This window comes from Pantoea sp. BL1 (genome assembly GCF_000963985.1).
In the GTDB taxonomy this organism is placed as follows: domain Bacteria; phylum Pseudomonadota; class Gammaproteobacteria; order Enterobacterales; family Enterobacteriaceae; genus Pantoea; species Pantoea rwandensis_B.
On sequence record NZ_JZRH01000021.1, the window covers coordinates 81,228 to 106,819 of the forward strand.

The 25,592-nt window shown below is 55.2% G+C and carries 20 protein-coding genes and 2 tRNA genes; 7 read left to right on the forward strand and 15 right to left on the reverse strand.

Features of this window, described 5'->3' with window-relative positions:
* Positions 1-11 precede the first annotated feature (11 nt).
* The 9 genes from nusA to rlmE form a co-directional block, all read right to left on the reverse strand.
* Positions 12-1,499 (reverse strand): transcription termination factor NusA, encoded by a 1,488-nt coding sequence (gene nusA, locus VH86_RS12035; RefSeq protein WP_034826526.1) that lies wholly within the window; start codon positions 1,497-1,499, stop codon positions 12-14.
* 24 nt (positions 1,500-1,523) lie between these two features.
* A complete protein-coding gene (rimP, locus tag VH86_RS12040; protein ID WP_034826528.1) occupies positions 1,524-1,976 on the reverse strand; it encodes a ribosome maturation factor RimP in 453 nt (150 codons plus the stop codon).
* 211 nt (positions 1,977-2,187) lie between these two features.
* Positions 2,188-2,264, reverse strand: a tRNA-Met gene (locus VH86_RS12045).
* Positions 2,265-2,323: 59 nt separating this feature from the next.
* A tRNA-Leu gene (locus tag VH86_RS12050) sits at positions 2,324-2,410 on the reverse strand.
* A gap of 46 nt (positions 2,411-2,456) precedes the next feature.
* The gene (gene secG / locus VH86_RS12055; protein ID WP_034826531.1) at positions 2,457-2,792 is read right to left on the reverse strand and encodes a preprotein translocase subunit SecG; all 336 of its coding nucleotides are present in this window, start codon (positions 2,790-2,792) and stop codon (positions 2,457-2,459) included.
* Between the two features lie 217 nt (positions 2,793-3,009).
* The gene (gene glmM, locus VH86_RS12060; protein ID WP_045833006.1) at positions 3,010-4,344 is read right to left on the reverse strand and encodes a phosphoglucosamine mutase; all 1,335 of its coding nucleotides are present in this window, start codon (positions 4,342-4,344) and stop codon (positions 3,010-3,012) included.
* Positions 4,345-4,347: 3 nt separating this feature from the next.
* On the reverse strand, positions 4,348-5,181 hold the full coding sequence (gene folP, locus VH86_RS12065; protein ID WP_034826536.1) for a dihydropteroate synthase: 834 nt from the start codon (positions 5,179-5,181) through the stop codon (positions 4,348-4,350).
* A gap of 85 nt (positions 5,182-5,266) precedes the next feature.
* Positions 5,267-7,198, reverse strand: a complete 1,932-nt coding sequence (ftsH, locus tag VH86_RS12070; protein WP_034826538.1) for an ATP-dependent zinc metalloprotease FtsH — start codon at positions 7,196-7,198, stop codon at positions 5,267-5,269.
* Between the two features lie 173 nt (positions 7,199-7,371).
* Complete coding sequence (rlmE, locus tag VH86_RS12075; protein WP_034826540.1) at positions 7,372-8,001, reverse strand: 23S rRNA (uridine(2552)-2'-O)-methyltransferase RlmE; 630 nt, start codon at positions 7,999-8,001, stop codon at positions 7,372-7,374.
* A gap of 126 nt (positions 8,002-8,127) precedes the next feature.
* On the opposite strand from rlmE, the gene yhbY reads away from it, so the two are divergent.
* Entirely contained in the window at positions 8,128-8,421 is a 294-nt protein-coding gene (gene yhbY / locus VH86_RS12080) for a ribosome assembly RNA-binding protein YhbY (RefSeq protein ID WP_034826542.1), read from the forward strand.
* A 128-nt stretch (positions 8,422-8,549) separates the two neighbouring features.
* Here the strand turns inward: yhbY and greA are convergent, their stop codons facing one another.
* Positions 8,550-9,026: a transcription elongation factor GreA gene (greA, locus tag VH86_RS12085; RefSeq protein WP_034826545.1), complete on the reverse strand. Its 477-nt coding sequence runs from the start codon at positions 9,024-9,026 to the stop codon at positions 8,550-8,552.
* Positions 9,027-9,272: 246 nt separating this feature from the next.
* Between greA and dacB the strand changes: the two genes are divergently transcribed.
* From dacB to pmrB, 3 genes are read left to right on the forward strand one after another with little or no spacing between them, the layout of a single operon-like run.
* Entirely contained in the window at positions 9,273-10,706 is a 1,434-nt protein-coding gene (gene dacB, locus VH86_RS12090) for a serine-type D-Ala-D-Ala carboxypeptidase (protein ID WP_045833022.1), read from the forward strand.
* Complete coding sequence (gene pmrA, locus VH86_RS12095; protein ID WP_034826547.1) at positions 10,706-11,368, forward strand: two-component system response regulator PmrA; 663 nt, start codon at positions 10,706-10,708, stop codon at positions 11,366-11,368. Before dacB ends, pmrA begins: the two co-directional genes overlap by 1 nt.
* Positions 11,365-12,423 carry a two-component system sensor histidine kinase PmrB gene (pmrB, locus tag VH86_RS12100; RefSeq protein WP_045833007.1) on the forward strand — a complete coding sequence of 353 codons (1,059 nt, stop codon included), beginning with the start codon at positions 11,365-11,367 and terminating at the stop codon, positions 12,421-12,423. Before pmrA ends, pmrB begins: the two co-directional genes overlap by 4 nt.
* Here pmrB and VH86_RS12105 read toward each other — a convergent pair.
* The gene (locus tag VH86_RS12105; RefSeq protein WP_045833008.1) at positions 12,420-14,693 is read right to left on the reverse strand and encodes a TonB-dependent siderophore receptor; all 2,274 of its coding nucleotides are present in this window, start codon (positions 14,691-14,693) and stop codon (positions 12,420-12,422) included. The genes pmrB and VH86_RS12105 overlap by 4 nt on opposite strands.
* 261 nt (positions 14,694-14,954) lie before the next feature.
* On the opposite strand from VH86_RS12105, the gene fes reads away from it, so the two are divergent.
* Positions 14,955-16,166, forward strand: coding sequence for an enterochelin esterase (gene fes, locus VH86_RS12110; RefSeq protein ID WP_045833009.1), 1,212 nt, complete (start codon positions 14,955-14,957; stop codon positions 16,164-16,166).
* A 32-nt stretch (positions 16,167-16,198) separates the two neighbouring features.
* On the forward strand, positions 16,199-20,113 hold the full coding sequence (locus VH86_RS12115) for an enterobactin synthase subunit F (protein WP_045833010.1): 3,915 nt from the start codon (positions 16,199-16,201) through the stop codon (positions 20,111-20,113).
* A gap of 204 nt (positions 20,114-20,317) precedes the next feature.
* Here the strand turns inward: VH86_RS12115 and VH86_RS12120 are convergent, their stop codons facing one another.
* From VH86_RS12120 to fepD, 3 genes are read right to left on the reverse strand one after another with little or no spacing between them, the layout of a single operon-like run.
* Positions 20,318-21,115, reverse strand: a complete 798-nt coding sequence (locus VH86_RS12120; protein ID WP_045833011.1) for an ATP-binding cassette domain-containing protein — start codon at positions 21,113-21,115, stop codon at positions 20,318-20,320.
* Positions 21,112-22,095, reverse strand: coding sequence for an iron-enterobactin ABC transporter permease (fepG, locus tag VH86_RS12125; protein WP_045833012.1), 984 nt, complete (start codon positions 22,093-22,095; stop codon positions 21,112-21,114). The genes VH86_RS12120 and fepG overlap by 4 nt, the downstream gene beginning before the upstream one ends.
* Positions 22,092-23,081, reverse strand: a complete 990-nt coding sequence (gene fepD, locus VH86_RS12130; RefSeq protein WP_045833013.1) for a Fe(3+)-siderophore ABC transporter permease — start codon at positions 23,079-23,081, stop codon at positions 22,092-22,094. Before fepD ends, fepG begins: the two co-directional genes overlap by 4 nt.
* Before the next feature lie 139 nt (positions 23,082-23,220).
* On the opposite strand from fepD, the gene entS reads away from it, so the two are divergent.
* Positions 23,221-24,471 carry an enterobactin transporter EntS gene (gene entS / locus VH86_RS12135; RefSeq protein ID WP_045833023.1) on the forward strand — a complete coding sequence of 417 codons (1,251 nt, stop codon included), beginning with the start codon at positions 23,221-23,223 and terminating at the stop codon, positions 24,469-24,471.
* Here the strand turns inward: entS and fepB are convergent.
* The gene (gene fepB / locus VH86_RS12140) at positions 24,466-25,431 is read right to left on the reverse strand and encodes a Fe2+-enterobactin ABC transporter substrate-binding protein (protein WP_045833014.1); all 966 of its coding nucleotides are present in this window, start codon (positions 25,429-25,431) and stop codon (positions 24,466-24,468) included. The two genes, entS and fepB, sit on opposite strands and share 6 nt — an antisense overlap.
* Positions 25,432-25,592: the final 161 nt, after the last annotated feature.

Consider the following 25,592-nt stretch of genomic DNA (forward strand, 5'->3'; position numbering starts at 1 on the left):
CCTTCCTGTTATTACGCGTCATCGCCGAACCAGCAGATATTACGTGCAGCCATAATCAGCGCACCGGCCTTCTCATCATCCAGCCCTTCAATATCTGTCAGATCGTCAACACCTTGCTCAGCGAGATCTTCCAGCGTGCAAACGCCTTTAGACGCCAGGCGATACGCCAGCGCACGATCCAGGCCCTCAAGATTCAGAAGATCCTCAGCGGGCTCCTGATTACCAAGGCTCTCTTCTTTCGCTAATGCCAGGGTGGTCAACGCATTTTTTGCTCGTTCACGCAGGGCTTCAATGGTCTCTTCGTCGAGGCCGTCGATTTCCAGCAACTCGTTGATTGGCACGTAAGCCAATTCTTCCAGCGAAGAGAAGCCCTCTTCCACCAGTACGGTGGCGAACTCTTCGTCGATGTCGAGATGTTTGGTGAACATATCGATCGCTGCGTGGGCTTCAGCCTGATGCTTAGCCTGCAGATCATCGACGGTCATCACGTTCAGTTCCCAACCGCTCAGTTGGGAAGCCAGACGCACGTTTTGGCCGTTACGGCCGATCGCCTGAGCCAGATTACCGGCTTCAACAGCGATATCCATGGTGTGATTGTCTTCATCCACCACGATTGACGCCACATCGGCTGGCGCCATGGCGTTAATCACGAACTGCGCCGGGTTATCGTCCCACAGCACGATATCGATACGCTCGCCACCCAGCTCGCTTGATACAGCCTGGACGCGCGCACCGCGCATACCCACACAAGCGCCTACCGGATCAATACGTTTATCGTTGGTTTTCACCGCGATTTTAGCGCGTGAACCTGGATCGCGCGCAGCCGCTTTGATCTCGATAACTTCTTCACCGATTTCTGGCACCTCAATGCGGAACAGTTCGATCAGCATTTCTGGTTTAGAACGAGTGACAAACAGCTGTGCACCACGCGCTTCCGGGCGAACGGCATATAACACGCCGCGAATACGGTCGCCTGGACGGAAGTTTTCACGTGGCAGCATATCTTCGCGTCCGATCACAGCTTCAGCATTGCTGCCCAGATCGAGTGAGATACTGTCGCGGTTTACTTTCTTCACCACGCCGGTGATGATTTCACCTTCGTGTTGACGGAACTGATCAACCACCATCGCGCGCTCAGCTTCACGTACTTTCTGCACGATAACCTGCTTGGCGGTTTGGGTGGTGATACGGTCGAAGGTGACAGATTCGATCTGGTCTTCAACGTATTCGCCCAGATTGAACGCTTCGTCTTCAAAGCGGGCCGCATCCAGCGTAATTTCACGAGTCGGCTGTGTCACTTCTTCCACAATCTGCCAGCGACGGAAAGTATCGAAATCACCGCTGCGACGGTCAATGCTGACGCGCACTTCGATCTCTTGCTCATACTTCTTTTTAGTCGCAGTGGCCAAAGCGCTCTCAAGCGCTTCGAAGATTTTCTCACGTGGCAGGGCTTTTTCGTTAGAAACGGCTTCTACTACAGCTAAGATCTCTTTGTTCATCCTGGTTAGCCTCAATCCGGACTTTTAAAAGTGGGGGACCAGGTTCGCTTTCTGAATATTACTCAGCGCGAACACCTCATCGTTACCCTCAACGGTTACCGTGATCATCTCACCTTCCACGGATTTGATGATCCCCTGCCATTTACGGCGGTTCTGTACGGCCATGCGCAGTGTCAGGCTCACCTCATCACCGGCGAAACGTGCATAGTGTTCAGCAGTGAAAAGAGGACGCTCGAGACCTGGCGAGGAGACTTCAAGGTTGTAAGCCACCGTAATGGGATCTTCCACATCCATTACCGCGCTGACCTGGTGGCTAACATCGGCACAATCATCAACATTGATACCATTCTCACTATCAATATAGATGCGCAAAGTCGATGTGCGACCGCGAACGAATTCGATACCGACCAATTCGTAGCCAAGCGCTTCTACTGGAGCGGTGATCAAATCAGTCAATTTTTGCTCTAATGTGGACAAGCCCACCCCCAAGACATAAAAAAAGGGCCTATAGCCCAGTATTGCGATTCCTGATAACAAAAAACCCCGAAAATTCGGGGCTTTTTGTGACTGGACCCTGTACGCCGCATAGCGGCTTCGGCACACAATCCAAAAGAATTTTTTTCAAAAAACACTGAGGATGCGTCCGTCGATGCATACAGTATATTTGAAAAAGAACTCTAAGGGAAAGTGGTTGCGGGGGCCGGATTTGAACCGACGACCTTCGGGTTATGAGCCCGACGAGCTACCAGGCTGCTCCACCCCGCGTCCGAAAACGTGGCGAATAATACGCCGACCTTGCTAAAAAAGCAAGTTTTACTGAGATTTGGTACCGAGGACGGGACTTGAACCCGTAAGCCCTTTCGAGCACTACCACCTCAAGGTAGCGTGTCTACCAATTTCACCACCTCGGTACTGCACTGACTGCGACGTTATGTTGCCGCTAAAGCATTGACGATGTTACTGCGGGATATCATTGCCCGGGGTTGCCGGTTTAGCTGGCTGAGTCTGCTGTTCAGACTGAGCTGGCGCAGTGAGGTTTTCCCACTCGCTTCCTTTAGAAGACTTGTTCGTGTTCAGATTGCCCAGGATCAAGCTGATAATGAAGAACAGGGTCGCCAGTACTGCAGTCATACGTGTCATGAAGTTACCAGACCCGTTTGAACCGAACAGTGTACCAGAGGCGCCTGCACCGAATGAGGCTCCCATATCAGCGCCTTTGCCTTGCTGAAGCATGATCAGACCTACAAGGCCAATCGCAACAATAAGGAAAACAACTAACAGAGCTTCGTACATAATCAACCTGTTTCCTTGCGCGTTATCCGCACAGTTAAAGCTTCACCAATATTGACGGGGAGTATCGTCATCACCCATCAGAAGCGGGTGTGAATACTAACCAATGGGGCATACCTCTGCAAGCGCAATTTTCACGAACTTTATTGATTGCGGAAAAAAACGCCAGGGTGGTGATTTAACAGGCGGAAAGTCGAGATCTCGCCGCCTGATAACACCTTTAAACCGCTTTCACTGCATCAGCAATTTTATGCGCCAACTCGGTGACTAAAGTTTCGTCTTCCCCCTCAACCATCACGCGAATCAGCGGTTCAGTACCGGATTTACGTAACAGTACACGACCACGCCCTGCTAACGTTTTTTCGACTTCAGCACTAACGGCTTTAACGCTCTCGGATTCCAGAGGATCATGACTGCCGCTGAAGCGTACGTTGACCAGAACCTGCGGCAGCATTTTCATGCCACTGCACAAATCATGCAGACTCATGTGATTACGCACAATAGCAGTGAGCACTTGCAAACTTGCCACGATGCCGTCACCGGTACTGATTTTGTCCAGCAGGATGACATGGCCAGAGTTTTCAGCCCCCATGCGCCAGCCCTTCTCCTGCATTTTTTCCAGCACGTAGCGGTCACCCACTTTGGCACGCGTGAAGGGAATGCCCAACTGTTTCAACGCCAGTTCCAGCCCCATATTACTCATCAACGTGCCCACCACGCCGCCGCGCAGTTGCCCCTGACGCAACGCTTCACGTGCAATGATGTAGAGAATCTGGTCACCATCGACCTTCATGCCCAGATGATCAACCATCATGATGCGGTCGCCATCGCCATCGTAAGCAAGGCCCAAATCGGCCTTCTCTTCCAGCACGCGCTCCTGCAGCATGCGGAGATCGGTTGCGCCGCACTCTTTGTTGATGTTCATGCCATCGGGCTGAACGCCAATCGCAATCACCTTAGCGCCCAATTCACGCAGCACGTTAGGCGCGATGTGATAGGTCGCACCATTAGCGCAATCCACCACAATTTTCAGGCCGTTGAGGCTTAACTCGCTCGGGAATGTGCCTTTACAGAACTCAATATAGCGGCCGGCAGCGTCAACAATACGGCTGGCGCGCCCCAGCTCAGCGGACTCGACACAGGTCAGCGGCTTCTCTAACTCAAGCTCGATGGCTTCTTCCACTTCATCCGGTAATTTAGTGCCTTCCGCAGAGAAGAATTTGATGCCGTTATCGTCGAAAGGATTATGCGATGCAGAGATCACGATACCGGCTTCTGCGCGGAAGGTACGCGTCAGATAGGCAATCGCGGGCGTTGGCATGGGTCCCGTAAAGGCCGCCGACAAACCGGCTGCAGCCAGGCCGGCTTCCAGTGCCGATTCCAGCATATAGCCAGAAATGCGTGTGTCTTTACCAATCAATACTTTACGCGAACCCGAACGCGCCAGGACCTTACCCGCAGCAAAGCCCAGCTTCAGTACAAAATCAGGCGTGATCGGCGCTTCACCGACCTTGCCACGAATACCATCTGTACCGAAATATTTACGATTACTCATGCTTTATCCTTTTGCTCTCCGTGTCGCTTCGACAATACGCATCGCTTCGACAGTCTCTTTAACATCATGCACGCGAATAATTTGTGCACCCTGCATAGCGGCAATCACCGCACAGCTCAGGCTGCCGGTCAGACGCTGCGTCGGGCCGACATTTAACAGCTGGCCAATCATCGATTTACGTGACATTCCGACCAGTAGCGGTAAGCCAAAATGGTGGAAATGGCTGAGTTCTGCCAGCAGTTGATAATTGTGGTTGAGATTCTTACCGAAACCGAAGCCAGGGTCGAGCAACAGATTCTCTTTTTTAATGCCTGCCGCTTCGCAGCGTGCAATCTGTGCATGGAAGTAAGCGTCCACTTCACCCACGATATTCTGATATTCAGGTGCTTGCTGCATGGTACGAGGTTCGCCCTGCATATGCATCAGACACACCGGCAGACCGGTTTCTGCTGCTGCTGCCAACGCACCCGGTTCTGACAGTGAGCGAATATCATTAATGATGTGAGCACCCACTCGCGCTGATTCACGGATCACTTCTGGCTTTGAAGTATCCACGGAAATCCACACTTCAAAACGCTGAGCAATGGCTTCCACTACCGGAATCACGCGCGCTAACTCTTCATCTACGCTGACTTCATCGGCACCTGGCCGCGTAGATTCCCCGCCGACATCGATGATGGTTGCGCCCGCATTCACCATCTCATTGGTATGGGTCAGCGCATCCACCAACGTGTTGTGTGTTCCGCCATCAGAGAAGGAGTCCGGCGTGACATTCAAAATACCCATCACATGGGGAAACGACAGATCGAGATGGGAATCACGGGCGAACAACTTCATGGCGGGAATCTCCTTGGGAATCACGGTATCACTGAATGTAAAAAACCCCGGACCGGCCGGGGTTTTTGCTGAGGTTTGTGGCCTCTTATTTGTCGAGCTGTTCTGACATGGTGTTGCCAGGATTTGGCGTACGCGGTTCATCAACCGGACGTGGCGCCTTTGGCGTGCCATTGTTGTCCGATGAACTGCTGCTGCCTGAATCATCCCAACCTGCAGGTGGGCGAACTTCACGGCGAGCCATCAAGTCATCAATCTGTGGCGCATCAATGGTTTCATACTTCATCAGCGCGTCTTTCATCGCGTGAAGGATGTCCATGTTCTCACCCAGCAGAACACGAGCACGTTGGTAGTTGCTATCGATCAGGTGTTTAACTTCCTGGTCGATGATGCGTGCTGTTTCATCTGACATGTGTTTAGCCTTGGCCACAGAGCGGCCGAGGAACACTTCGCCTTCTTCTTCAGCATAAAGCAACGGACCTAACTTCTCGTTGAAGCCCCACTGCGTCACCATGTTGCGCGCCAGGTTAGTGGCGACTTTAATATCGTTAGATGCACCGGTAGAAACGTGTTCTGCGCCGTAGATGATCTCTTCCGCCAGACGACCGCCGTACAGCGTCGAGATCTGACTTTCAAGTTTCTGGCGGCTGGCGCTAATCGCGTCGCCTTCTGGCAGGAAGAAGGTCACACCCAGCGCACGTCCACGCGGAATAATCGTCACTTTGTGCACCGGATCGTGTTCCGGTACCAGACGACCAATAATTGCATGGCCCGCTTCGTGGTAAGCGGTGGATTCTTTCTGCGCTTCCGTCATCACCATGGAGCGACGTTCTGCACCCATCATGATTTTGTCTTTCGCTTTCTCGAACTCAACCATCGAGACCACACGCTTGTTGCCACGTGCAGCAAACAGTGCCGCTTCGTTGACAAGGTTAGCGAGGTCAGCACCCGAGAAGCCCGGCGTACCTCGTGCGATGATCGCTGCATCAATGTCAGTGGCCAGCGGCACACGACGCATATGCACTTTCAGAATCTGTTCACGACCGCGAACATCTGGCAGACCGACCACAACTTGGCGGTCAAAACGACCTGGGCGCAGCAGCGCGGGGTCAAGTACGTCTGGACGGTTAGTTGCGGCGATAACAATGATGCCTTCATTACCTTCGAAGCCATCCATCTCAACCAGCATCTGGTTCAGCGTCTGCTCACGTTCATCATGACCACCGCCTAAACCGGCGCCACGTTGACGGCCAACGGCATCGATTTCATCGATAAAGATGATGCACGGTGCGGCTTTCTTCGCCTGCTCGAACATGTCACGCACACGAGATGCACCGACACCCACGAACATTTCAACGAAGTCAGAACCGGAGATAGTGAAGAACGGTACTTTTGCTTCGCCAGCAATCGCTTTAGCCAGCAAAGTTTTACCCGTACCCGGAGGGCCGACCATCAGGACGCCTTTCGGGATCTTACCACCCAGTTTCTGGAAGCGGCTTGGCTCGCGCAGATACTCAACCAGTTCACCCACTTCTTCTTTCGCTTCATCGCAACCTGCGACATCTGCAAACGTGGTCTTGATCTGGTCTTCGGTCAGCATGCGGGCTTTACTCTTGCCAAAGGACATTGCGCCTTTGCCACCGCCGCCCTGCATCTGCCGCATAAAGAAGATCCAAACGCCAATCAACAGCAGCATTGGGAACCAGGAGATGAAGATGGAAGCCAGCAGGCTTGGCTCTTCTGGTGGTTCGCCAATCACTTTGACGTTTTTGGTCAAGAGGTTATCAAGCAACTTGGGATCGTTGACAGGAATGTAAGTCGTATATTTATTACTGTCTTTTTTGACAACGTTAATCTCACGCCCGTTAATACGTGCCTCGCGGACCTGATCCTGGTTCACTTCCGACAGGAAGGTTGAATAATCAACCCTACGGCCATTCGACTCGCTGGGCCCAAAGCTCTGGAAGACAGACATCAGCACGACCGCGATGACTAACCAGAGAATCAGGTTTTTCGCCATGTCACTCAAGGGATTAACCTCATATTACAACGGTGTTAACAGACAGCGTAGGGTACTATATATCCTTCAGACCTGGAATCGCGGCGCTGATGATTTTACTGCTTTCCACTGAAACTCAGAATTACACATCAGAGTAAACGCAGTTCGCCTTGCTTTGATTCCGGTACCGAGGGCTATAGTTTGCGCCCTGTCGCCACAATATACACTTCACGCGAACGTAAACGAGAAGCGTCTGGCTTACGAATTTTCACTTTCGTAAATAGGGAGCGAATTTCCCGCAGGTATTCCTCGAAGCCATCTCCCTGAAACACTTTCACTACAAAACTGCCGCCAGGCGCCAGGATATCCCGACACATTTCCAGCGCCAACTCTACCAAATACATCGATCGTGGAATATCAACCGCAGGTGTACCACTCATGTTCGGCGCCATGTCAGACATGACAACTTGCACCTTTTGGTCACCTACTCGCTCCAGCAATGCATTCAGCACTGCCTCTTCACGAAAGTCGCCCTGTAAAAAATCGACACCGACAATCGGGTCCATGGGGAGCAAGTCACAGGCAATAATACGACCGTTGGATCCAATCTGTTGTACCGCATATTGCGACCAACCACCGGGTGCAGCACCCAGATCTACCACTGTCATGCCGGGTTTGAAAAGCTTGTCACCCTGCTGAATTTCGTCCAGTTTAAACCAGGCGCGCGAACGCAACCCCTTTTTCTGTGCCTGCAACACATATTTATCGCTAAAGTGTTCCTGTAGCCAGCGACTGGAACTGGCCGAACGCTTTTTACCCGTCATAATTTTTCCAATTAAATCTTCATCGTAGCGATAAATCAGTACGCAATGAGTCGCGTTGATTTGGCGATATACCCGAGATGGCGGTAGAATGAACCGTTTTCAATCCCTGAGTAAGTAAAAAATACGATGAATCTGAGTACCAAACAAAAACAGCACCTGAAAGGCCTAGCCCATCCACTCAAGCCCGTTGTTATGCTGGGCGGTAATGGCTTGACCGAAGGCGTGCTCGCCGAAATCGAACTGGCGCTCGAGCATCACGAATTGATCAAGGTGAAAATTGCCTCTGAAGATCGTGAAACCAAGCAGCTGATCGTTGACGCTATCGTACGTGAAACAAAAGCTTGTAACGTACAGGTCATCGGCAACACGCTGGTGCTATATCGCCCTGCAAAAGAGCGCAAAATTACTCTGCCACGTTAATTAAGCCGTAAAGGCTGCCATGACGGGCAGAGAAAGTGCCATGCTCCTGCATGGGATAAAAGGCCGCTATGCGGCCTTTTTCCTTTCTTTACAATATGCGGCTACACATTTCAAAGCGTAGCAATATCTTAAAGGTATTCCACCTTTAACACTTCATATTCCACATCGCCGCCCGGTGTCTTCACAATCGCAACGTCGTCTGCTTCTTTTCCAATCAAACCACGCGCCATCGGCGAGTTCACTGAAATCAGGTTTTGTTTGAAGTCAGCTTCATCATCACCCACGATGCGGTAAGTGAATTCTTCGTCCGTATCCACATTCAAAATGGTCACGGTAGCACCAAAAATCACGCGGCCGGTTTTCGGCATCGTCGTGATATCAATCACCTGAGCGTTAGAGAGTTTGGCTTCAATCTCCTGAATACGGCCTTCGCAAAAACCCTGCTCTTCACGGGCAGCGTGGTATTCGGCATTTTCTTTTAGATCGCCGTGCTCACGGGCTTCGGCAATAGAGGCGATGATGCGCGGACGCTTCACGGTTTTCAGTTCGTTCAGCTCTTCACGCAGGCTCTCAGCGCCTTTCAACGTCATCGGAATCTGATTCATTTTGGCTCCTCGTCATCTATCCTGGTTAACGGCGTCATCCTGACCGGTGACAGCAGAAAACAGCTTCTGCGGCACGTTACCTCTTTTCACAAGCAAAAGAAGCCTGACCCGGAAAGCTTTCCGGGTCAGGTTCGGTTTTGCATTTTGATACGTATTTTACCCCAGAGTTCCCTGTGGGTCATCGTTTACTTTGCACCGCCTCGGGACGTAGTATTGACGACTTCACCCGTCAGTTACCGCGAGATTATGCGATTTTCACGACTTGTTACCGGATTAACCTGTGCGTTTATGCTGCAGGCACAAGCAGCCCCCGTTGAAGAATACATGCAGTATTTGCCAGACGGCGCAAACCTGGCGCTGATGGTACAAAAAGTGGGCGCATCAACCCCGATAATCGACTATCACGGCAAACAGATGGCATTGCCGGCCAGTACCATGAAGGTGATCACCGCGTTGGCGGCCCTGCTGGAACTCGGTCCGGACTTCCGTTTTCAGACCACGATGGAAACCAAGGGTGCAGTCAGCGATGGCACGCTCAATGGCGATTTAGTGGCGCGTTTTGGTGGCGATCCGACGTTGAGCCGTCAGGATCTGCGCAATATGGTGGCGGCCCTGAAAAAGCAGGGCATCACGCATATCAAAGGCAATCTGGTGATCGATACGTCCGTGTTTGCCAGCCACGACGCTGCGCCAGGTTGGCCTTGGAACGATATGACGCAGTGCTTCAGCGCCCCGCCGGGTGCCGCAATTGTCGATAAAAACTGTTTCTCCGTTTCGCTTTACAGCGCTAATACGCCGGGCGAAAACGCGTTTGTGCGCATTGCGTCCTATTATCCGGCACATATGTTCAGCCAGGTGCGTACCCTTGGCCGCAACAGTGGTGATGGGCAATATTGCGAACTGGATGTGGTGCCAGGCGAACTAAACCGCTACACGCTGACCGGCTGCATGCGCCAACGCGCCGAACCTTTGCCGCTGGCGTTTGCTGTGCAGGATGGTGCCGCCTGGGCGGGCGAAATCCTCAAGGCCGAACTGCGTGCCGCAGATATCGATTACAGCGGCCATTTAGTGCGCCAGACGCAGGTTACCTCACCGGGAACCGTGCTTGCGTCGACGCAATCCGCGCCGCTGCATAATCTGCTGCACACCATGCTGAAGAAATCGGACAACATGATTGCGGATACGGTGTTCCGTACCATCGGCCATCACTATTTCAACGTACCAGGCACGTTCCGCGCCGGTTCCGATGCGGTACGCCGCATACTGCGTGAAAAAGCGGGCGTCGATCTCGGCAACAGCATTCAGGTCGATGGTTCAGGCTTGTCGCGTCACGATTTGATTGCGCCAGATACCATGATGCAGGTACTGCAATACATCGCGAAAAATGACTCAACGCTAAACTACATCTCCATGCTGCCGCTGGCAGGATACGATGGCACGTTGCAATATCGTGGTGGCCTGCATGAAGCCGGACTGGATGGCAAAGTGTCGGCAAAAACCGGTTCGCTGCAGGGCGTCTATAATCTGGCTGGATTTATTACCACTTCCAGCGGTGCACGTGTCGCCTTTGTACAGTATCTTTCTGGTTATGCGGTGCCGCCTGAAGATCAGAAAACGCGGCGCATTCCTCTGGTACGCTTTGAAAGCCGCCTCTACTCGGATATCAACAAAAACAACTGATGAAATTGCTGATCGTTGAAGATGACGCGCTGTTGCAATCGGGCCTTGCTCAGGCCCTTAGCGCACAAGGATATGCGGTTGACTGCGCGAGTACTGCTGCAGAGAGTAATGCTTTCTTACGCAGTGGGCAGTACAGCCTGATCGTCCTGGATCTCGGTTTACCGGATCGCGATGGCGCCACGCTGCTGCGTCAGTGGCGGCGCGATGGCATCAACGTGCCGGTGTTGATCCTGACAGCGCGTGATGCACTGGAGGATCGCGTGGATGGCCTGGATGCCGGTGCCGACGATTATCTGGTCAAACCCTTTGCGCTGGTGGAGCTGCAGGCGCGCGTGCGTGCACTGATTCGCCGTTTTCAGGGTCACAGCGACAATTTGCTGCAACAGGGTGATCTCACCCTCAATCTCAGTTCGCAGCAGGTATTGCTGGAAGAGCGTCCGCTGGAAATCACCCCAAAAGAGTTCGCACTGCTGACGCGCTTGTTAATGCGCGTCGGTCAGAACGTCCATCGCGAAACGCTGCAGCAGGATCTCTACAGCTGGAATGACGATCCTGGATCCAATACGCTGGAAGTTCACATTCACAATCTGCGCCGTAAGCTCGGAAAAGATCGTATCAAAACCGTGCGTGGCGTGGGCTACCGCCTGGAAGTGCGCGAATGAACAGCATGCGTCAGCGGTTACTGATTATGCTGGCGCTGATTCTCCTCACCTGCCAGGTGATGAGCGCCATCTGGTTATGGCATGAGAGTCGCGAACAGATCAGTTTTCTGGTCAACGAAACGCTGTCTGCTCAGGCGCGCAACGACCGCGTCGAGAATGAGATCCGTGAAGCCATCGCTTCACTGCTGTTGCCTTCACTGGTGATGATCGCTCTGACGCTGCTGCTGTCATTCTGGGCGATTAACTGGATCATTCGTCCATTACGATCCCTGCAGGATAGCCTCGCCCATCGTTCCGCCGATAATCTCACCCCGCTGCCGGTTTATTCAGAAATGGATGAGATCGTTGCCGTGACGTCTTCCATTAATCAGCTATTTTCGCGGCTCGACCACACGCTCCAACAGGAACGCCTCTTCACCGCCGATGCCGCACATGAATTGCGTACCCCTTTGGCCGGTTTACGTCTGCATCTTGAACTTCTGCACCAGCAGAACGTGCCGCAGAGTGAGATGCTGATTGAACGTATCGACCAGTTGATGCACACCGTGGAGCAACTGCTGATGCTGTCGCGAGCTGGCCAGGCGCTGGCAGGCGGTCACTATCAGCAGTTGCAGTGGCAAAAAGACATCATGCAGCCGCTGCAGCCGGAAATGGCCGAACTTTATGCACAGCGACAGCAAACACTGCACTGGCCGCACGGCAAAGATATCCCACAGCAAGGTGAAGCCGTGTTACTACGCCTGATGCTGCGTAATCTGCTGGAAAACGCCTCACGTTACAGCCCGGAAGGCAGTGAAGTCAGTGTGAAAATGCAGCAGGATAAACAGCAGGTGATCATCGAAGTGTGGGATCAGGGACCAGGCATTGAGGCCGATGCGGCAGAAGAACTGACGCAAGCCTTCCGTCGTCGCGATCAGCGTTACGGTGGCAGCGGATTGGGTCTGAACATCGTACTGCGCATCGTGCAGATGCACCGTGGCAGGCTGGAGTTGGTTAACCGTAAAGATAGCAACGGGCTGATTGCCCGCTGCTATTTACCGCATCAGCTGCTTTAGAAGCGAGTGTTGAGGCTCATGTAGTAAGTACGGCCTGACTCGTTATAAGTATTCGCACCCGCACCGTAGAGGTAGGCGCCTGTTGTCGCGTTCCCGGTGGTTTGCGCATTACCTTCGCGAAAGTGACGCTTATCAAACAGGTTGTCGATACCCAGAGTGACGCTGGCGTACTTATTCACATCATAAGTTCCGCTCAGGCCAACGATAGAGTAAGGACTGACTTTATCGGCCGCGCTTCCCGTCACCGGCTGACCTTTATAGTCATACTTTTTCGGGGTTTGCGTGCCGTACCAGGTCAGGGTAGTTTGCAGCGACAGATCCTGCGTTGCCTGCCAACTCAGCGTTGAGTTCAGGGTGTATTCCGGGATGATTGACAGACGATCGCCGGTTTCCTTGTTCTTACTCTGCAGCATATAAGTGAAGTTGTTGTTCCACATCACGCTATCAGAGAACGGCACGTTAACCGTACCTTCCAGCCCTTCCACCACTGCTTTCGGTACGTTTTCCCACTTGTAAATATCCGTGGTGCCGTTTGAGGCTTTACCGACGGCTGCGTAACCCGCTTCAATCTTGTTGCGGTAATCGTTACGGAACCAGGTCAGACCCGCCTGATAGCCTTCGTGTTTCCACTCCAGTCCAATCTCTTTGTTGAAACTGTTTTCGGCTTTCAGGTCTGGGTTACCCTGCAGATAACAGGCGCCGGTGCTGGCAGCACAGCCCTGACCGTTGCTGTACAGCAGGTAGTTCGGGTTGGTCTGGTACAGGCTTGGCGCTTTATAAGCCAGGCCAGCCCCCATCTTCAGCGTGAAGTCATCACCCAAACCTTGCGACAGGTTCAGAGACGGGCTCCAGTTGTTGCCTACAATCGAGTGATGATCGAAACGCAGGCTCGGCGTCAGCATGGTGCTGTCGGTCAGCTCCATGTTGTCTTCAGCGAACAGCGAGAAGATTTCCGCCTGCGAATACGGACTACGACCGGTATTCGACACGCCAGGCACAGAGCCATAGTTAGCAGCCTGAGTGGTTGAAGAGGGATCCTTCATGCTCTGCTGGTTCCATTCGGCGCCCAGCGTTGCCGTCTGATTAATCAGCCACTCAAACGGAATGCTAACTTCGCTGTGCAGCAAAATATCGTCTAACTGAATGGTGTTGAAACCATCGTTAGAGAAGATACCTTCCGTTCCGCCCGCCAGACCTTCATTAATACGGGTGTTACGGGTTTTCTCATAACGCGCGTAGGTATTGGTGCTGACACCGTTATCCCAGGCACCGGTCCATTTCAACGAGATGTTCTGGCGATACAGGCGGTTGGTTTCATCGCCATACAGGCTTTTCACCAGCGCACTGGTATTGGTGTTCTGCGTATCGCCTGCGTAGAGGTTTCCTTGACGGCTGTAGCCCGCTTGCAACTCCAGCGTCTGCATCGGAGCAAACGCCCAGCTCAGTAACGCATTGATATCTTTATTGACCGAGCCTTCACGGCCTGAAGGATAGCTGCCCGCATAAGTACCGGTACGTGCTGCGGCATGGCCTTCATTGATGTCATAAGCATCGGCCTGGGTTTTGGCTAAACCCCCGTACAACCGGAAGTTGAAGTCGTCACCCAGCGGCCCTTCAAGGCTGAAGTTGGTGCGTTTGGTTGCGCCTTCTGCTTTGTGTTCCGGTGCATTGAAGTAGGTGTTCCAGGAACCGTGCCACTGCTGGTCGGTGTACTTTTTGGTGATAATATTCACCACCCCGCCCGCCGCGCCATTGCCGTAACGTACCGCTGCCGGGCCACGAATGACGTCGATATGGTCGATCATCTCTGGCGGTACCCAGTTGGTGTCACCGCGCGTATCACGCTCACCGCGCCAGCCCAAACGCACCGAGTTGCGGCTGGTGACTGGCATGCCATCGACCATAATCAGGGTGTTTTCCGGGCCCATGCCGCGAATATCGATCTGGCGATTGTTACCGCGCTGGCCGCTGGTGGAGTTACCGGTCAGGTTAACGCCTGGCATGGTACGAATAATTTCAGAGACATCACGCGCCGGTGGATGCTTTTTAATTTCATCTGCGGTGATGGTGGAAACGCCGGGTGCCTGCAGGTTCTGCTGCTGTGCGGTCACCATTAACGTGCCGCCATTCATCGATTCGGCGTCAGTGGTGGATTGGCTGCTGGTCGTCTTGCTGGAAGTGTCTGCTGCCCAGGCGCTGCCGGAGAGCAGTGAGGCGCTCAGCCCCAGTTCAATCAAAATAGCTAATGATAATCGTGAGTAACGCGTCATTGTTTTTCATTCCTGGATGGCCAGTAAAAATGCCGTTGGATTCTTAACTGGCGAGCCGGTGAGAATATCCCTGTCCTTATCGCGCCCAGTTCCAGACCTGGCAGTGCCATCCGTTGCGTAACCTTCCAGGAAGGAAAGAGTCAGGCGGAACGAGCGTGCTCTTTTGAGCGGAAACACCCTATTGCAAATGCAAATAGTTATCAATAGTATTAATTATTAATCTTATGTAAATCTTTCCCTACACAGTGACTGGCAGCCCCTATGACCTGGCGAAATGATGTAACCGGTAGTGAAGCCTGGTGGCAGGAGCAACACACTCAAGGTATTCCGCGAATTGCCCCTCAGCAGGATGGCACCTGTCTGGTGACTTTCTTCTGGCGCGATCCACAAGGCAGCGAAAAAACCTCAGCAACTCAGCGCGTGTGGATCAACATTACGGGCGTGACCGATCATCATCAGAAGCGTCCACCGCAGTCATTGGTGCGGGTAACGGGCACCGACGTGTGGTACTGGCAAACCGCGCTGCCCTCCACCTGGCGCGGCAGTTACTGCCTGATGCCCGATGAACAGGCAATCGACTTTAACGGTGAAGCCGACATGTACGCGTTACGTAACTGGTGGCGTGACAAATTCCCCACGGCGAAGGCCGATCCCCTGAATCCATTGCGTGGCTGGGCCGGTGGGCGCGGCATGGGCGTCTCGCCGCTGCATCTCCCGCAGGCTCCTGACCAGCGGGTCTGGAAATCTGTCGATGAGGGCAACGCACCTGCTGTTTCTTTGCAGCAGTATCAGTGGGATAGCGCGCTATTAGGCAACAGTCGCAAAGTGTGGATTTATGCCACTGGCGAGTCCGATGCGGAACAACGCCCACTGGCCATTCTGCTGGATGGCCAGTTCTGGGCAAATCAAATGCCGATTGCCGGGCCATTGCAGCAACTTACTGATGCTGGAAAACTCCCTCCTGCGGTCTATTTGTTTATCGATATCATCGACCGTGAACACCGTAGCCGCGAACTGCCCTGTAACCCCCAGTTCTGGCAAGCCGTGCAGCAGGAATTACTGCCGCAGGTGGCGCAATGGGCACCTTATCGCCAACAGGCAGACAGCACGCTGGTGGCCGGGCAGAGTTTTGGTGGCCTGGCTTCCGTTTTCGCTGCACTGCATTTCCCGCAGACGTTTGGCAATGCGCTGAGCCTTTCGGGATCTTTTTGGTGGCCCGAACGCGGCAATCCTTACGGATGGCTACTACAGGCGCTGGATAGCGGCCTGGCACCCGAACAGCCGCTGCGTTTCTGGCTGGAAGCAGGTAAACGTGAAGGCCTGATTCTGCAAGCCAATCAACAATTAGAACAAAAACTTACCGCTGCCGGTTACCAGGTGAATTACCTGCCGGTGGAGGGCGGCCATGACGCGCTATGCTGGCGCGGTGGTCTGCTCGACGGTCTGCAAGCCCTGTGGCGCAATCCGACTTAACTTCATCACGCAGGACGCAAACCGGAGCACAGATGTCTGAATCTCTGATGAACAAAACCATGACTGACCAACATACTTTGCCATTAGTGGCAGCCCAGCCCGGCATCTGGATTGCCGACCAGCTGACTCAGCACCACAATGCCTATGCCGTGGCCCACTTTGTCGAATTACGCGGCGCGATTAACAGCGACCTGCTGGCGCAGGCCGTCGTGGCTGGCATGCAGGAAGCCGACACCCTGAATATGGCGTTTGCCGAAGTAGAGGGCGAAGCACTGCAGTGGCAACAACCGCAGGCATTCAGTGCGCCAAAAATCGTTGATTTGCGTGCTGAAACCGATGCGGCCGCCAAAGCTCGCGCGTTGATGCGTGAAGACATGAACGGTGATTTACGCGTACTGAGCGGTGCCCCGTTATGGCATCACACGCTGTATCGCATTGGCGATCAGCACTGGTTCTGGTATCAGCGTTATCACCATTTAGTGGTGGATGGCTTCAGCTTTACCGCCATCACTCGTCGTATTGCCAACCTCTACACCGCAGCCGTCGAGCAACAGGATGCCGAGCCGACGCCCTTTATCCCGTTTAGCGAAGTGGTGGAGGAGTACCAGCGCTACCAGGCATCCTCTTCTTTCACCCGCGATCGTGAATTCTGGCGCGAAAAAGGGACTGCCCTGCCTTCACCGGCTTCGCTATCACCCATACCGCTGGCTGGACAAAGCGCGACCACCGATCTGCTGCGCCACAGCGTAACGCTTGATCGCAACATCTTTCAGACGCTGGTTAATCAGCATCCACAATCCAGCGCTGCTGACCTGGCTTTTGCGCTGGTGGCGTTGTGGCTGGCGCGACTCAGTGGACAAAATGATTTTGCCGCTGGATTCATCTTTATGCGCCGCATCGGATCCGCCGCGCTGTGCGCCACCGGTCCGGTGATCAACGTGCTGCCGATGGCCGTGCATTACGATCCCACCGGGCCACTGAGCGCGCTTGCTGCGCAGCTGGCCGGTGAAGTGAAGAAAATGCGTCGCCACCAGCGTTATGATGCGGAACAGGTGCAGCGCGATCTCGGTCGTCTGGGCGATGGCGATCCGCTGTACGGCCCGGTGATCAACCTGAAGATGTTTGATTATCAACTCGATTTCGCGGGCGTTGAAGGCCTAACCCATCAGCTGGCATCCGGTCCGGTGCGCGACCTGGAAATCGCTATCTACATCAGCGAACAGGGTGAGCTGACGCTGGAACTGCTGGCGAATGCGGAGCGCTATAGCGAATCGACGCTGATTCGCCACGCCAGCCGTTTTGCTTTGCTGCTGGATCAGTTGGCGGAGCAACCGCATCGTGCGTTGGGTGAACTGGATCTGCTAACCGCAGAAGAGCACGTACAAATTGCCGCTATCAACCAGACTGCGCATCCCGTTCCGGCAGAAACGCTGGCTTCACTGCTGGCGCAACAGGCCGCACGTACGCCTGATGCCCCGGCGCTGGCCGATGCCACACATCAACTGAACTATCGTGAGATGCAGCAGCAGCTGTATGCCCTGGCCGCCGATCTCAGCGCTGCGGGCGTACAGCGCGGCGATATTGTGGCGGTGGCGTTGCCACGTTCGGTGCAGCTCTCGCTGGCATTGCAGGCGATTGTGTCACTTGGCGCGGCATACCTGCCGCTGGATACCGGCTACCCCGACGAACGTTTGCAGCTGATGCTGGAAGATGCCGCCCCCAAAACGCTCATCACCTCAGCAGAACTCAGTGCCCGTTTCAGCGCCATCGATTCTGTTAAACAGCTGCACTTTGATGCGCTTTACCCTGCGCCAGACGCGTCACAACCTGCCAGCGCGCCGACACCGCAGGATGGCGCCTACATCATCTACACTTCAGGATCTACCGGGCGTCCGAAAGGCGTATTGGTCGGTCATGAAGCGATCGTCAACCGCCTGTTGTGGATGCAGGATCGCTATCCGCTGCACGCCGACGACGTGGTATTGCAGAAAACTCCGAGCAGTTTCGATGTATCCGTATGGGAATTCTTCTGGCCGCTGCTGGTAGGCGCGCAACTGGTCATGGCACCGCCGGAGGCGCACCGCGATCCGGAGGCGCTTCAGCAGCTGTTTGCGCGTCACAAAGTCACCACCACGCACTTCGTTCCTTCGATGCTGGCCGCCTTTGTCGCGGCGCTTGACAGTGAGCCGGCCGTTGCCTGTTGTGGCAGCCTACGCAACGTCTTCTGTAGCGGTGAAGCGCTGCCGACCGATCTGTCGCGTGAATGGGAAAAACTGACGCATGTGCCGCTTCACAATCTGTACGGTCCGACCGAAGCGGCGGTGGATGTTAGCTGGTATCCGGCGTTTGGCGAAGCTTTGGCAGCCGTTGAAGGTGCCAGCGTGCCGATTGGTTTCCCGGTGTGGAATACCGGACTACGCATTCTTGATGCACGTATGCAGCCGGTGCCGCCTGGTGTGGCAGGCGATCTTTACTTAACAGGCGTACAGCTGGCACATGGCTATCTTGGCCGTCCGGATCTGACCGCCAGCCGCTTTATCGCCGATCCTTTTGCCGCTGGCGAACGCATGTATCTGACCGGTGACGTGGCGCGCTGGCTGGATAACGGCGCGGTGGAATACCTCGGACGCAGCGACGATCAGTTGAAGATCCGAGGCCAGCGTATCGAACTCAACGAAATCGATCATGTGATGAGCGCACAGCCTGGCATTGAGCAGGCGGTCACGCACGCGGTGGTACTCGGCGGTGCCGCTGCACAAGGCGGTGATGCGCGTCAGCTGGTGGGGTATGTGATTGCGGAGCACGCTGTCGATGGTGACGCGCTGCGTGATGCACTGGCGCAACGGCTGCCTGCGCACATGGTGCCGGTGGCAATTGTACAACTGGATACCTTCCCGCTGAGCAGCAACGGCAAGCTGGATCGTAAAGCCCTGCCGCTGCCGCAAAACGCGGCTGGCAGCGTGGGCCGCGAACCGCAGCCTGGTCTGGAAACACAATTGGCGCAGGCTTTCTGCCAGCTGCTGGCGCGCGACACCATCAGCGCCCAGGATGATTTCTTCGCCCTCGGTGGTCACTCGCTGCTGGCGATGCGTTTAGCCGCCCAGCTGCGCCGCGAACTGCAACAGCCGGTTTCGGTGGGGCAAATTATGGTGGCTTCGACGGTGGAAAAACTTGCCCGGTTGCTGAGCGATACCCAATCGCATCAGCAGGCAGGTTTTGAAGCCGTGCTGCCGCTGCGTCAGAGCAACGGACCCACGCTGTTCTGTTTCCATCCGGCGTCGGGTTTTGCCTGGCAGTTCAGCATTCTGCAGCGTTATCTCGATCAGCGCTGGTCGCTGGTGGGCATTCAGTCACCGGATATCGCCAGCCCGCTGAATCAAAGCGCGCACCTCGACGAGGTGTGTGACGCGCATCTGCAAACCTTACGTGACGTGCAGCCGCACGGACCGTATTTCTTCCTCGGTTATTCGCTCGGCGGCACGCTGGCGCAAGGTATTGCGGCACGACTGGAAGCGGCAGGTGAAGAGGTAGCCTTCCTCGGCCTGCTCGATACCTGGCCACCGGAAACGCAAAACTGGGATGAGAAGCGTGGCGAGAATGTGCTGGATCCGGCGGTACTGGAAGAGGTGAATCGCGAGCGCGAGCAGTTTATCGCTGCGCAGCGTCATCAGGCGGGCGAAGAGATGCGCGCGATGTTTGACACCATTGAAGCCAACTACGCCAGTTCGGTGCGCCTGTTAGCCACCGCGCGCAGCGCCCGCTTCCACGGTCGCGCCACGCTGTTTCTCGCCGAGCAGACGCAGCAGCCTGGTCAGGATGCACGTCGCGCCTGGGCACCGTATGTGGGTGAGTTAGAAGTATGGCCAATGGATTGTGCACACGTGGAGATTATCTCTCCGCAGATGTTTAAGCAGATTGGCCCGTTGCTGCAGCGGATATTAGGCTAACCCAGGCCGATTGCCGGGAGGTCGAGGGGCCTCCTGGCAATAAAATTATCTGTCCTGAACAGGGCGCTGACATTAAGCCTCACTGCGATCAGCTTGCCTGCCATTTACAGGGCTCTTCGCTCAGACCTCTCGACACGCTGCTCCAGGGTGCATGTTATAGCGTTCAGATCCCTGCTATAACCTGTTTTGCTGCAGCCAGGCCGCTTAATTTCCCCGCCCCAGCGGCACGATCATTGGCGTGTGCGCCACCGGGTCTTCCACAATCACGCAGCGTAAACCGTACACCTGTTCAATCAACGCGGGCGTCACGATCTCTGCGGGCTTGCCTTCGGCCAAAATCTTGCCGTGACGCATGGCGATCAAATGGGTGGCATAACGGCAGGCGTGATTGAGATCGTGCAGCACCACCACTAACGTGCGGCCATGTTGCTGATTCAACTCCTGCATCAATTCCAGCAGTTCAATCTGATGGGTGATATCCAGCCAGGTGGTCGGCTCATCCAGCAGTAACAGCGGCGTTTGCTGCGCCAGTACCATGGCAATCCATACACGCTGACGCTGCCCGCCGGACAAGGTATCCACTGGCTGCTGAGCCAAATCGGCCACGCCGGTTGCCCGCATCGCCGTTTGCACCGCCTCTTCATCCTCGCTACGCCAGCGACCAAACAGCGGCTGATGGGGATAACGTCCGCGCGCCACCAGCTCAGTCACGCTGATGCCCGCCGGTGCGTTGGAACTCTGCGGCAGCAGCCCAAGTCGACGTGCGACCTCTTTAGTCGGGTAACGCGCTATCGCTTCACCATCCAGATACACTTCGCCTTTCAGCGGTGCATTAAGACGGCTCAGGGTACGCAGCAAAGTGGATTTACCGCAGGCGTTGGGGCCGATAATCACCGTCAGCTCACCTTCCGGGATCGCCACCGACAGATTTTCTGCCACCACTTTCTTGTCGTAGCCAAGCGTCAGGTCTTCGCCATAAAGCCGTGAAGGGATATCGATCATTGGCGTCGCGCCTCCCGCACCAGTAACGCAATCAGATAAAGTCCACCGAGGCTGACGGTAATCACGCCAACCGGTAATTGATAAGGCAGGAAAAGATGTTGTGCGGCAAAATCGGCTGCAATCAACAGCAGAGCCCCACACAGTGCCGCCAGCAACAATGCACCTTTCTCGCCGCCGCCGAGTCGACGCGCGATCTGCGGTGCCAGCAACGCGACAAAGGAGATCGGCCCCACCAATGCGGTGGATGCCGCAGTCAACACCACACCAATCAGCATCAGCAGCAGCCGACTGCGCTCCACCGGCACGCCGAGCGCGCAGGCGGTGTCATCACCCATTTCCAGCAAACGCATGCGCCGGGTCAGCAAGGCCATCAGCAACAGCGACAGCAACAATACGCCCACTACCGGTGGCGTTTTCGCCCAGGTGATACCGTTAAGTGAACCGGCACTCCACAATCCGGCACTGAGCGCGGACTCCAGCGAGGCACTGATAATCAGCCAGGCATTCAGCGCCATCAGCAACGCGCGCACGCTGATACCGACAATAATCAGGCGGAAGGTTTCTACCCCGTTGCGCCAGGCAAACAGATACACCAATGCCGCCGTGCTGATACCGCCAATCAATGCTGCACCGGTCATGGCGGCGATGCCCTGATTGAACAGCACCAGTGCCACCAGTACGCCGCTGTAGGCACCGGTATTGAAACCGAGAATATCCGGGCTGCCGAGCGGGTTGCGCAGCAGTGACTGGAAAATCGCGCCGCTGACGCCGAGTGCCGCACCAATCAGTAGTGCCATCAGCACACGCGGCAGCCGCCACTCTAAAACGATAAGTTTGACGTTGCTGGCACCCTGTCCGGCGAACACCTGCCAGAACTGCTCTGCACCAATCGGCAATGCGCCTCGCGTCATCGCCAGATACGCCAGCAGTGCGCATCCGAGCATCAGCCACGTGGTATGTAATCCAACCCGACGCGTCATAGCGCACCTCGCCCGAGTTTACGGCGCACCAGCACAATCAGTACCGGAGCCCCCAACATCGCCGTGACAATGGAGACGCGCAGTTCACCCGCCACCAGCAGTCGTCCCAGAATATCCGCAGCCAGCAGCAGAATCGGGGTAATGATCGCGGTGGCGGGCAGCATCCAGCGGTGATCGTTGCCGACCATCCAGCGTGCAAAATGGGGCGTCATCAGTCCGATGAAAGCGATCGGTCCCACCGCAGCCGTCGCCGCACCGCACAGCAACGCAATCGCCAGCAATCCCAGCAATTGTGTACGCGCCACTCGCGTGCCCAGCGCGGTCGCCATATCGCCGCCCATGCTTAAACTGTTCAACGCCTGCGATAGATAAATCGCCACCCCGCTGCCAATGACAACGGCCGGGAACAGGGTGCGCAGTACGGTGAAATTGCGGATATCCAACGATCCGCTGTGCCAGAAACGCAAATGGTCATAAATATCGGGATTCAGCAGCGACAGGCCAGACGTCAGGCCATCCAGCACGGCGCCCAATGCCACGCCAGCTAACGTCAGGCGCACCGGATTGACTCGCCCACCGCCAATCGCTCCCGTCATCGCCACCAGCAATGACGCCAACAACGCACCAGCAAACGCGAAGCCGAGCCAATCAAGAGGCGAATCGGCGCCAAACAGCGCAATGCCGATCACCACCGCAAATCCGGCACCCGCATTGACACCGAGAATGCCCGGATCGGCCAGCGGATTGCGCGTCAGGCTTTGCATCAGTGCGCCTGCTAACCCAAGGGCCACACCGGCCAGCAATCCGGCCAGCGTGCGAGGCAAGCGTGCATCACGCACAATCACGCACTCAGCGCTGTTACAGCCTGAGGTAAGTGAATGATATACATCGGAAATGGGTATCGATTTTGCCCCCAGCATCAAGCTGAGCGCGATGAGGAGCAAGAGCAGAATCCCTGAGCCTGCTAATGCACGGATCTGGCGCATCGTTCTAAACCTTCACTGTTCAACGTCGTCGCATGCGCAACGCAATTTGATAATGGTTATCGTTATTACTCGCGTTTGCCTATGTTACCATGACTCGCCTCGCGGACGATGAGGAAAATTGGTGCAAAAAGGCGAACAAATGAACAAATCTTCCCACTTTATCGATCTCTCCCTGCTGAAAACCCATGCGGCATTTCGCGCAGTATTTATTGCCCGTTTCATCTCGATTGTCGCGCTCGGTATGCTCGCCGTGGCGGTGCCGGTGCAGATCCAGCAGATGACGCACTCCCCGCTTTTGGTAGGATTGGCCGTCACCCTCGCCGCATCCGGTATGTTTATTGGTCTGCTGACCGGCGGCGTGTTAGCCGATCGCTACGAGCGTAAGAAACTGATTTTGTTTGCCCGATCCACCTGCGGCTTGGGCTTTATCGCGCTGGCTATCAACGCTGCACTGCCGCAACCTTCACTGATTGCGGTGTATCTGCTGGGATTCTGGGATGGCTTCTTTGGCGCGATTGGCGTCACGGCGCTGCTGGCGGCCACACCGGCGCTGGTGGGGCGCGAAAACATTATGCAGGCCGGCGCCATCACCATGCTGACGGTGCGTTTTGGCTCTATCCTCTCGCCGGCCATTGCCGGACTGGTCATTGCACACGGCGGCGTGGTGTGGAACTACGGCTTAACCGCGTTTGGCACACTGATTACCGTACTGACGCTGCTGAAATTACCTCAACTCCCGCCGCCACCTCAGCCGCGTGAACATCCGCTGAAGTCGCTGGCCGCCGGGGTGCAGTTCCTGTTTGCCAGTCCGATTGTCGGTATGGTGGCATTGATTGGTGCGTTGGTCACACTGGCCAGCGCGATTCGCGTGCTCTATCCCGCCCTGGCGCCACATTGGTCAGTGAGTGCTAACCAGTTCGGCATGCTTTACGCCGCCGTACCGCTGGGTGCCGCTATCGGCGCTTTCACCAGCGGCAAATTGAAGCATGCCGCCCGACCGGGACAGCTGGTGCTGGGCAGCGCGGTGGCCGCCTTTTTCGCGCTGGGATTATTCAGCCTGATGCCCAATCTGCCGCTGGCGCTGCTGTGCCTGGTGGCGTTTGGCTATTTCAGTGCCATCAACAGTCTGGTGCAGTACGCGATGATTCAACTGCTGACGCCTGACCATTTGCTGGGCCGCATCAACGGCTTGTGGACCGCGCAAAATGTCACCGGGGATGCGATGGGTGCGGCGATGATAGGTGCTATGGGTTCATGGCTATTGCCGCCACAGGCTGCCGCCGCGTTTGGCTTTGCGGCAGCGCTGCTTGGCATTGTGATGTGGTGTGTTATGGGACGCTTACGTCGTTATGCGCCGCCAGCTCCTGAGCTGGCGGAGCAGGCATCATGACTTAACGAACAGTTTCTCCAGACGCGCCAGCAGATTGCTGGCGCTGTAGTAATCCAGGCGGAACGAATCGACGCCAAGCGGGAACACCTGCTTATCCTTAACCGCCGCGTTTTGCGCGAGGAACGGATTGCCGATCACTGACTGTGTGGTTTTGTCATCAGCCGCAAACAGCAGGAAGGTTTTACCCGTCAAGCCGCTACCCACATTCTCACCTGACAGCTGAATGATATCTTTACGCTGCCCCATGCTGTGACCTTGCTGCACACTGGCTGGCGGGATGGCAAGGGTAAAGCCAAGCTGCTCCAGCAGTTTGCCCTGCGCTGATTCCGTGGTCCAAACGTTAACGGCACGCCCATCGCCGTTCCACACCATGGCAGACACGGGTTGCGGCGGTAAGGTGATGGTTTTTTTCAACGCTGCTTCACGATCGTCAAAAGCTTTCACTCGCTGTGCCGCTTGCGCTTCATGACCGGTTGCCTGCCCGAGCAGCGTCACCACATCCTGCCAGCTTTTGTCATCGTAATTGACCACCAGCGTTGGCGCGATGGCGGAAAGCTGGCTGGCAAGTTTGATCGCAGAGTCATTACCTGTGGCGCTCACCAGAATCAGATCGGGTGCTTCTGCGGCTACTGCTTCGGCGCTCGGCTCGCCAATATAGAGACGTTTTACATGGCGCTGTTTTGCCACCTCACCCCATTGACGGAAAAAACCCTGATCGTCGGCCAGACGACTGTTCGGTGCGGTCGCACCGGACGCCACCACCGGTGCATCAATCGCCAGCAGCGATCCGGTTAATGTGACGCTGGTTGAAACAATGCGCTGCGGAGCTTTGTTTAAGGTAATCGAACCCTTTGCCCCTTGCACCGTGCGCGGCCATCCCTGTTCTGCCTGTGCGAGCCCTGTGAAAGTCTGGAAAATAAACAACAGGGCGGTCAGGCCCAATAAACCGCATTTATTCATAAGTTTTGGTCCACCTTTTAGCTTATTGCACGGCTCGACGTCACCTTCCGATTACGCCTAATCATGCGGGAAATCCCGCGAATGGATTGACTCTTTTGTCCAATCGACGTAGGTTACAGGCCCATAATAAAAATGATAATCATTCTTAATAATCTTATCAT

Excerpts from the sequence above, each read along its gene's own strand:
- rlmE (WP_034826540.1), bottom strand. The coding sequence starts at position 8,001 with ATGACGGGTAAAAAGCGTTCGGCCAGTTCCAGTCGCTGGCTACAGGAA.
- dacB (WP_045833022.1), top strand. The coding sequence starts at position 9,273 with ATGCGATTTTCACGACTTGTTACCGGATTAACCTGTGCGTTTATGCTG.
- greA (WP_034826545.1), bottom strand. The coding sequence starts at position 9,026 with ATGAATCAGATTCCGATGACGTTGAAAGGCGCTGAGAGCCTGCGTGAA.
- secG (WP_034826531.1), bottom strand. The coding sequence starts at position 2,792 with ATGTACGAAGCTCTGTTAGTTGTTTTCCTTATTGTTGCGATTGGCCTT.
- VH86_RS12115 (WP_045833010.1), top strand. The coding sequence starts at position 16,199 with ATGTCTGAATCTCTGATGAACAAAACCATGACTGACCAACATACTTTG.
- VH86_RS12105 (WP_045833008.1), bottom strand. The coding sequence starts at position 14,693 with ATGACGCGTTACTCACGATTATCATTAGCTATTTTGATTGAACTGGGG.
- folP (WP_034826536.1), bottom strand. The coding sequence starts at position 5,181 with ATGAAGTTGTTCGCCCGTGATTCCCATCTCGATCTGTCGTTTCCCCAT.
- ftsH (WP_034826538.1), bottom strand. The coding sequence starts at position 7,198 with ATGGCGAAAAACCTGATTCTCTGGTTAGTCATCGCGGTCGTGCTGATG.
- entS (WP_045833023.1), top strand. The coding sequence starts at position 23,221 with ATGAACAAATCTTCCCACTTTATCGATCTCTCCCTGCTGAAAACCCAT.
- VH86_RS12120 (WP_045833011.1), bottom strand. The coding sequence starts at position 21,115 with ATGATCGATATCCCTTCACGGCTTTATGGCGAAGACCTGACGCTTGGC.
- glmM (WP_045833006.1), bottom strand. The coding sequence starts at position 4,344 with ATGAGTAATCGTAAATATTTCGGTACAGATGGTATTCGTGGCAAGGTC.
- fes (WP_045833009.1), top strand. The coding sequence starts at position 14,955 with ATGACCTGGCGAAATGATGTAACCGGTAGTGAAGCCTGGTGGCAGGAG.
- fepD (WP_045833013.1), bottom strand. The coding sequence starts at position 23,081 with ATGCGCCAGATCCGTGCATTAGCAGGCTCAGGGATTCTGCTCTTGCTC.
- pmrB (WP_045833007.1), top strand. The coding sequence starts at position 11,365 with ATGAACAGCATGCGTCAGCGGTTACTGATTATGCTGGCGCTGATTCTC.
- fepB (WP_045833014.1), bottom strand. The coding sequence starts at position 25,431 with ATGAATAAATGCGGTTTATTGGGCCTGACCGCCCTGTTGTTTATTTTC.
- nusA (WP_034826526.1), bottom strand. The coding sequence starts at position 1,499 with ATGAACAAAGAGATCTTAGCTGTAGTAGAAGCCGTTTCTAACGAAAAA.
- fepG (WP_045833012.1), bottom strand. The coding sequence starts at position 22,095 with ATGACGCGTCGGGTTGGATTACATACCACGTGGCTGATGCTCGGATGC.
- yhbY (WP_034826542.1), top strand. The coding sequence starts at position 8,128 with ATGAATCTGAGTACCAAACAAAAACAGCACCTGAAAGGCCTAGCCCAT.
- pmrA (WP_034826547.1), top strand. The coding sequence starts at position 10,706 with ATGAAATTGCTGATCGTTGAAGATGACGCGCTGTTGCAATCGGGCCTT.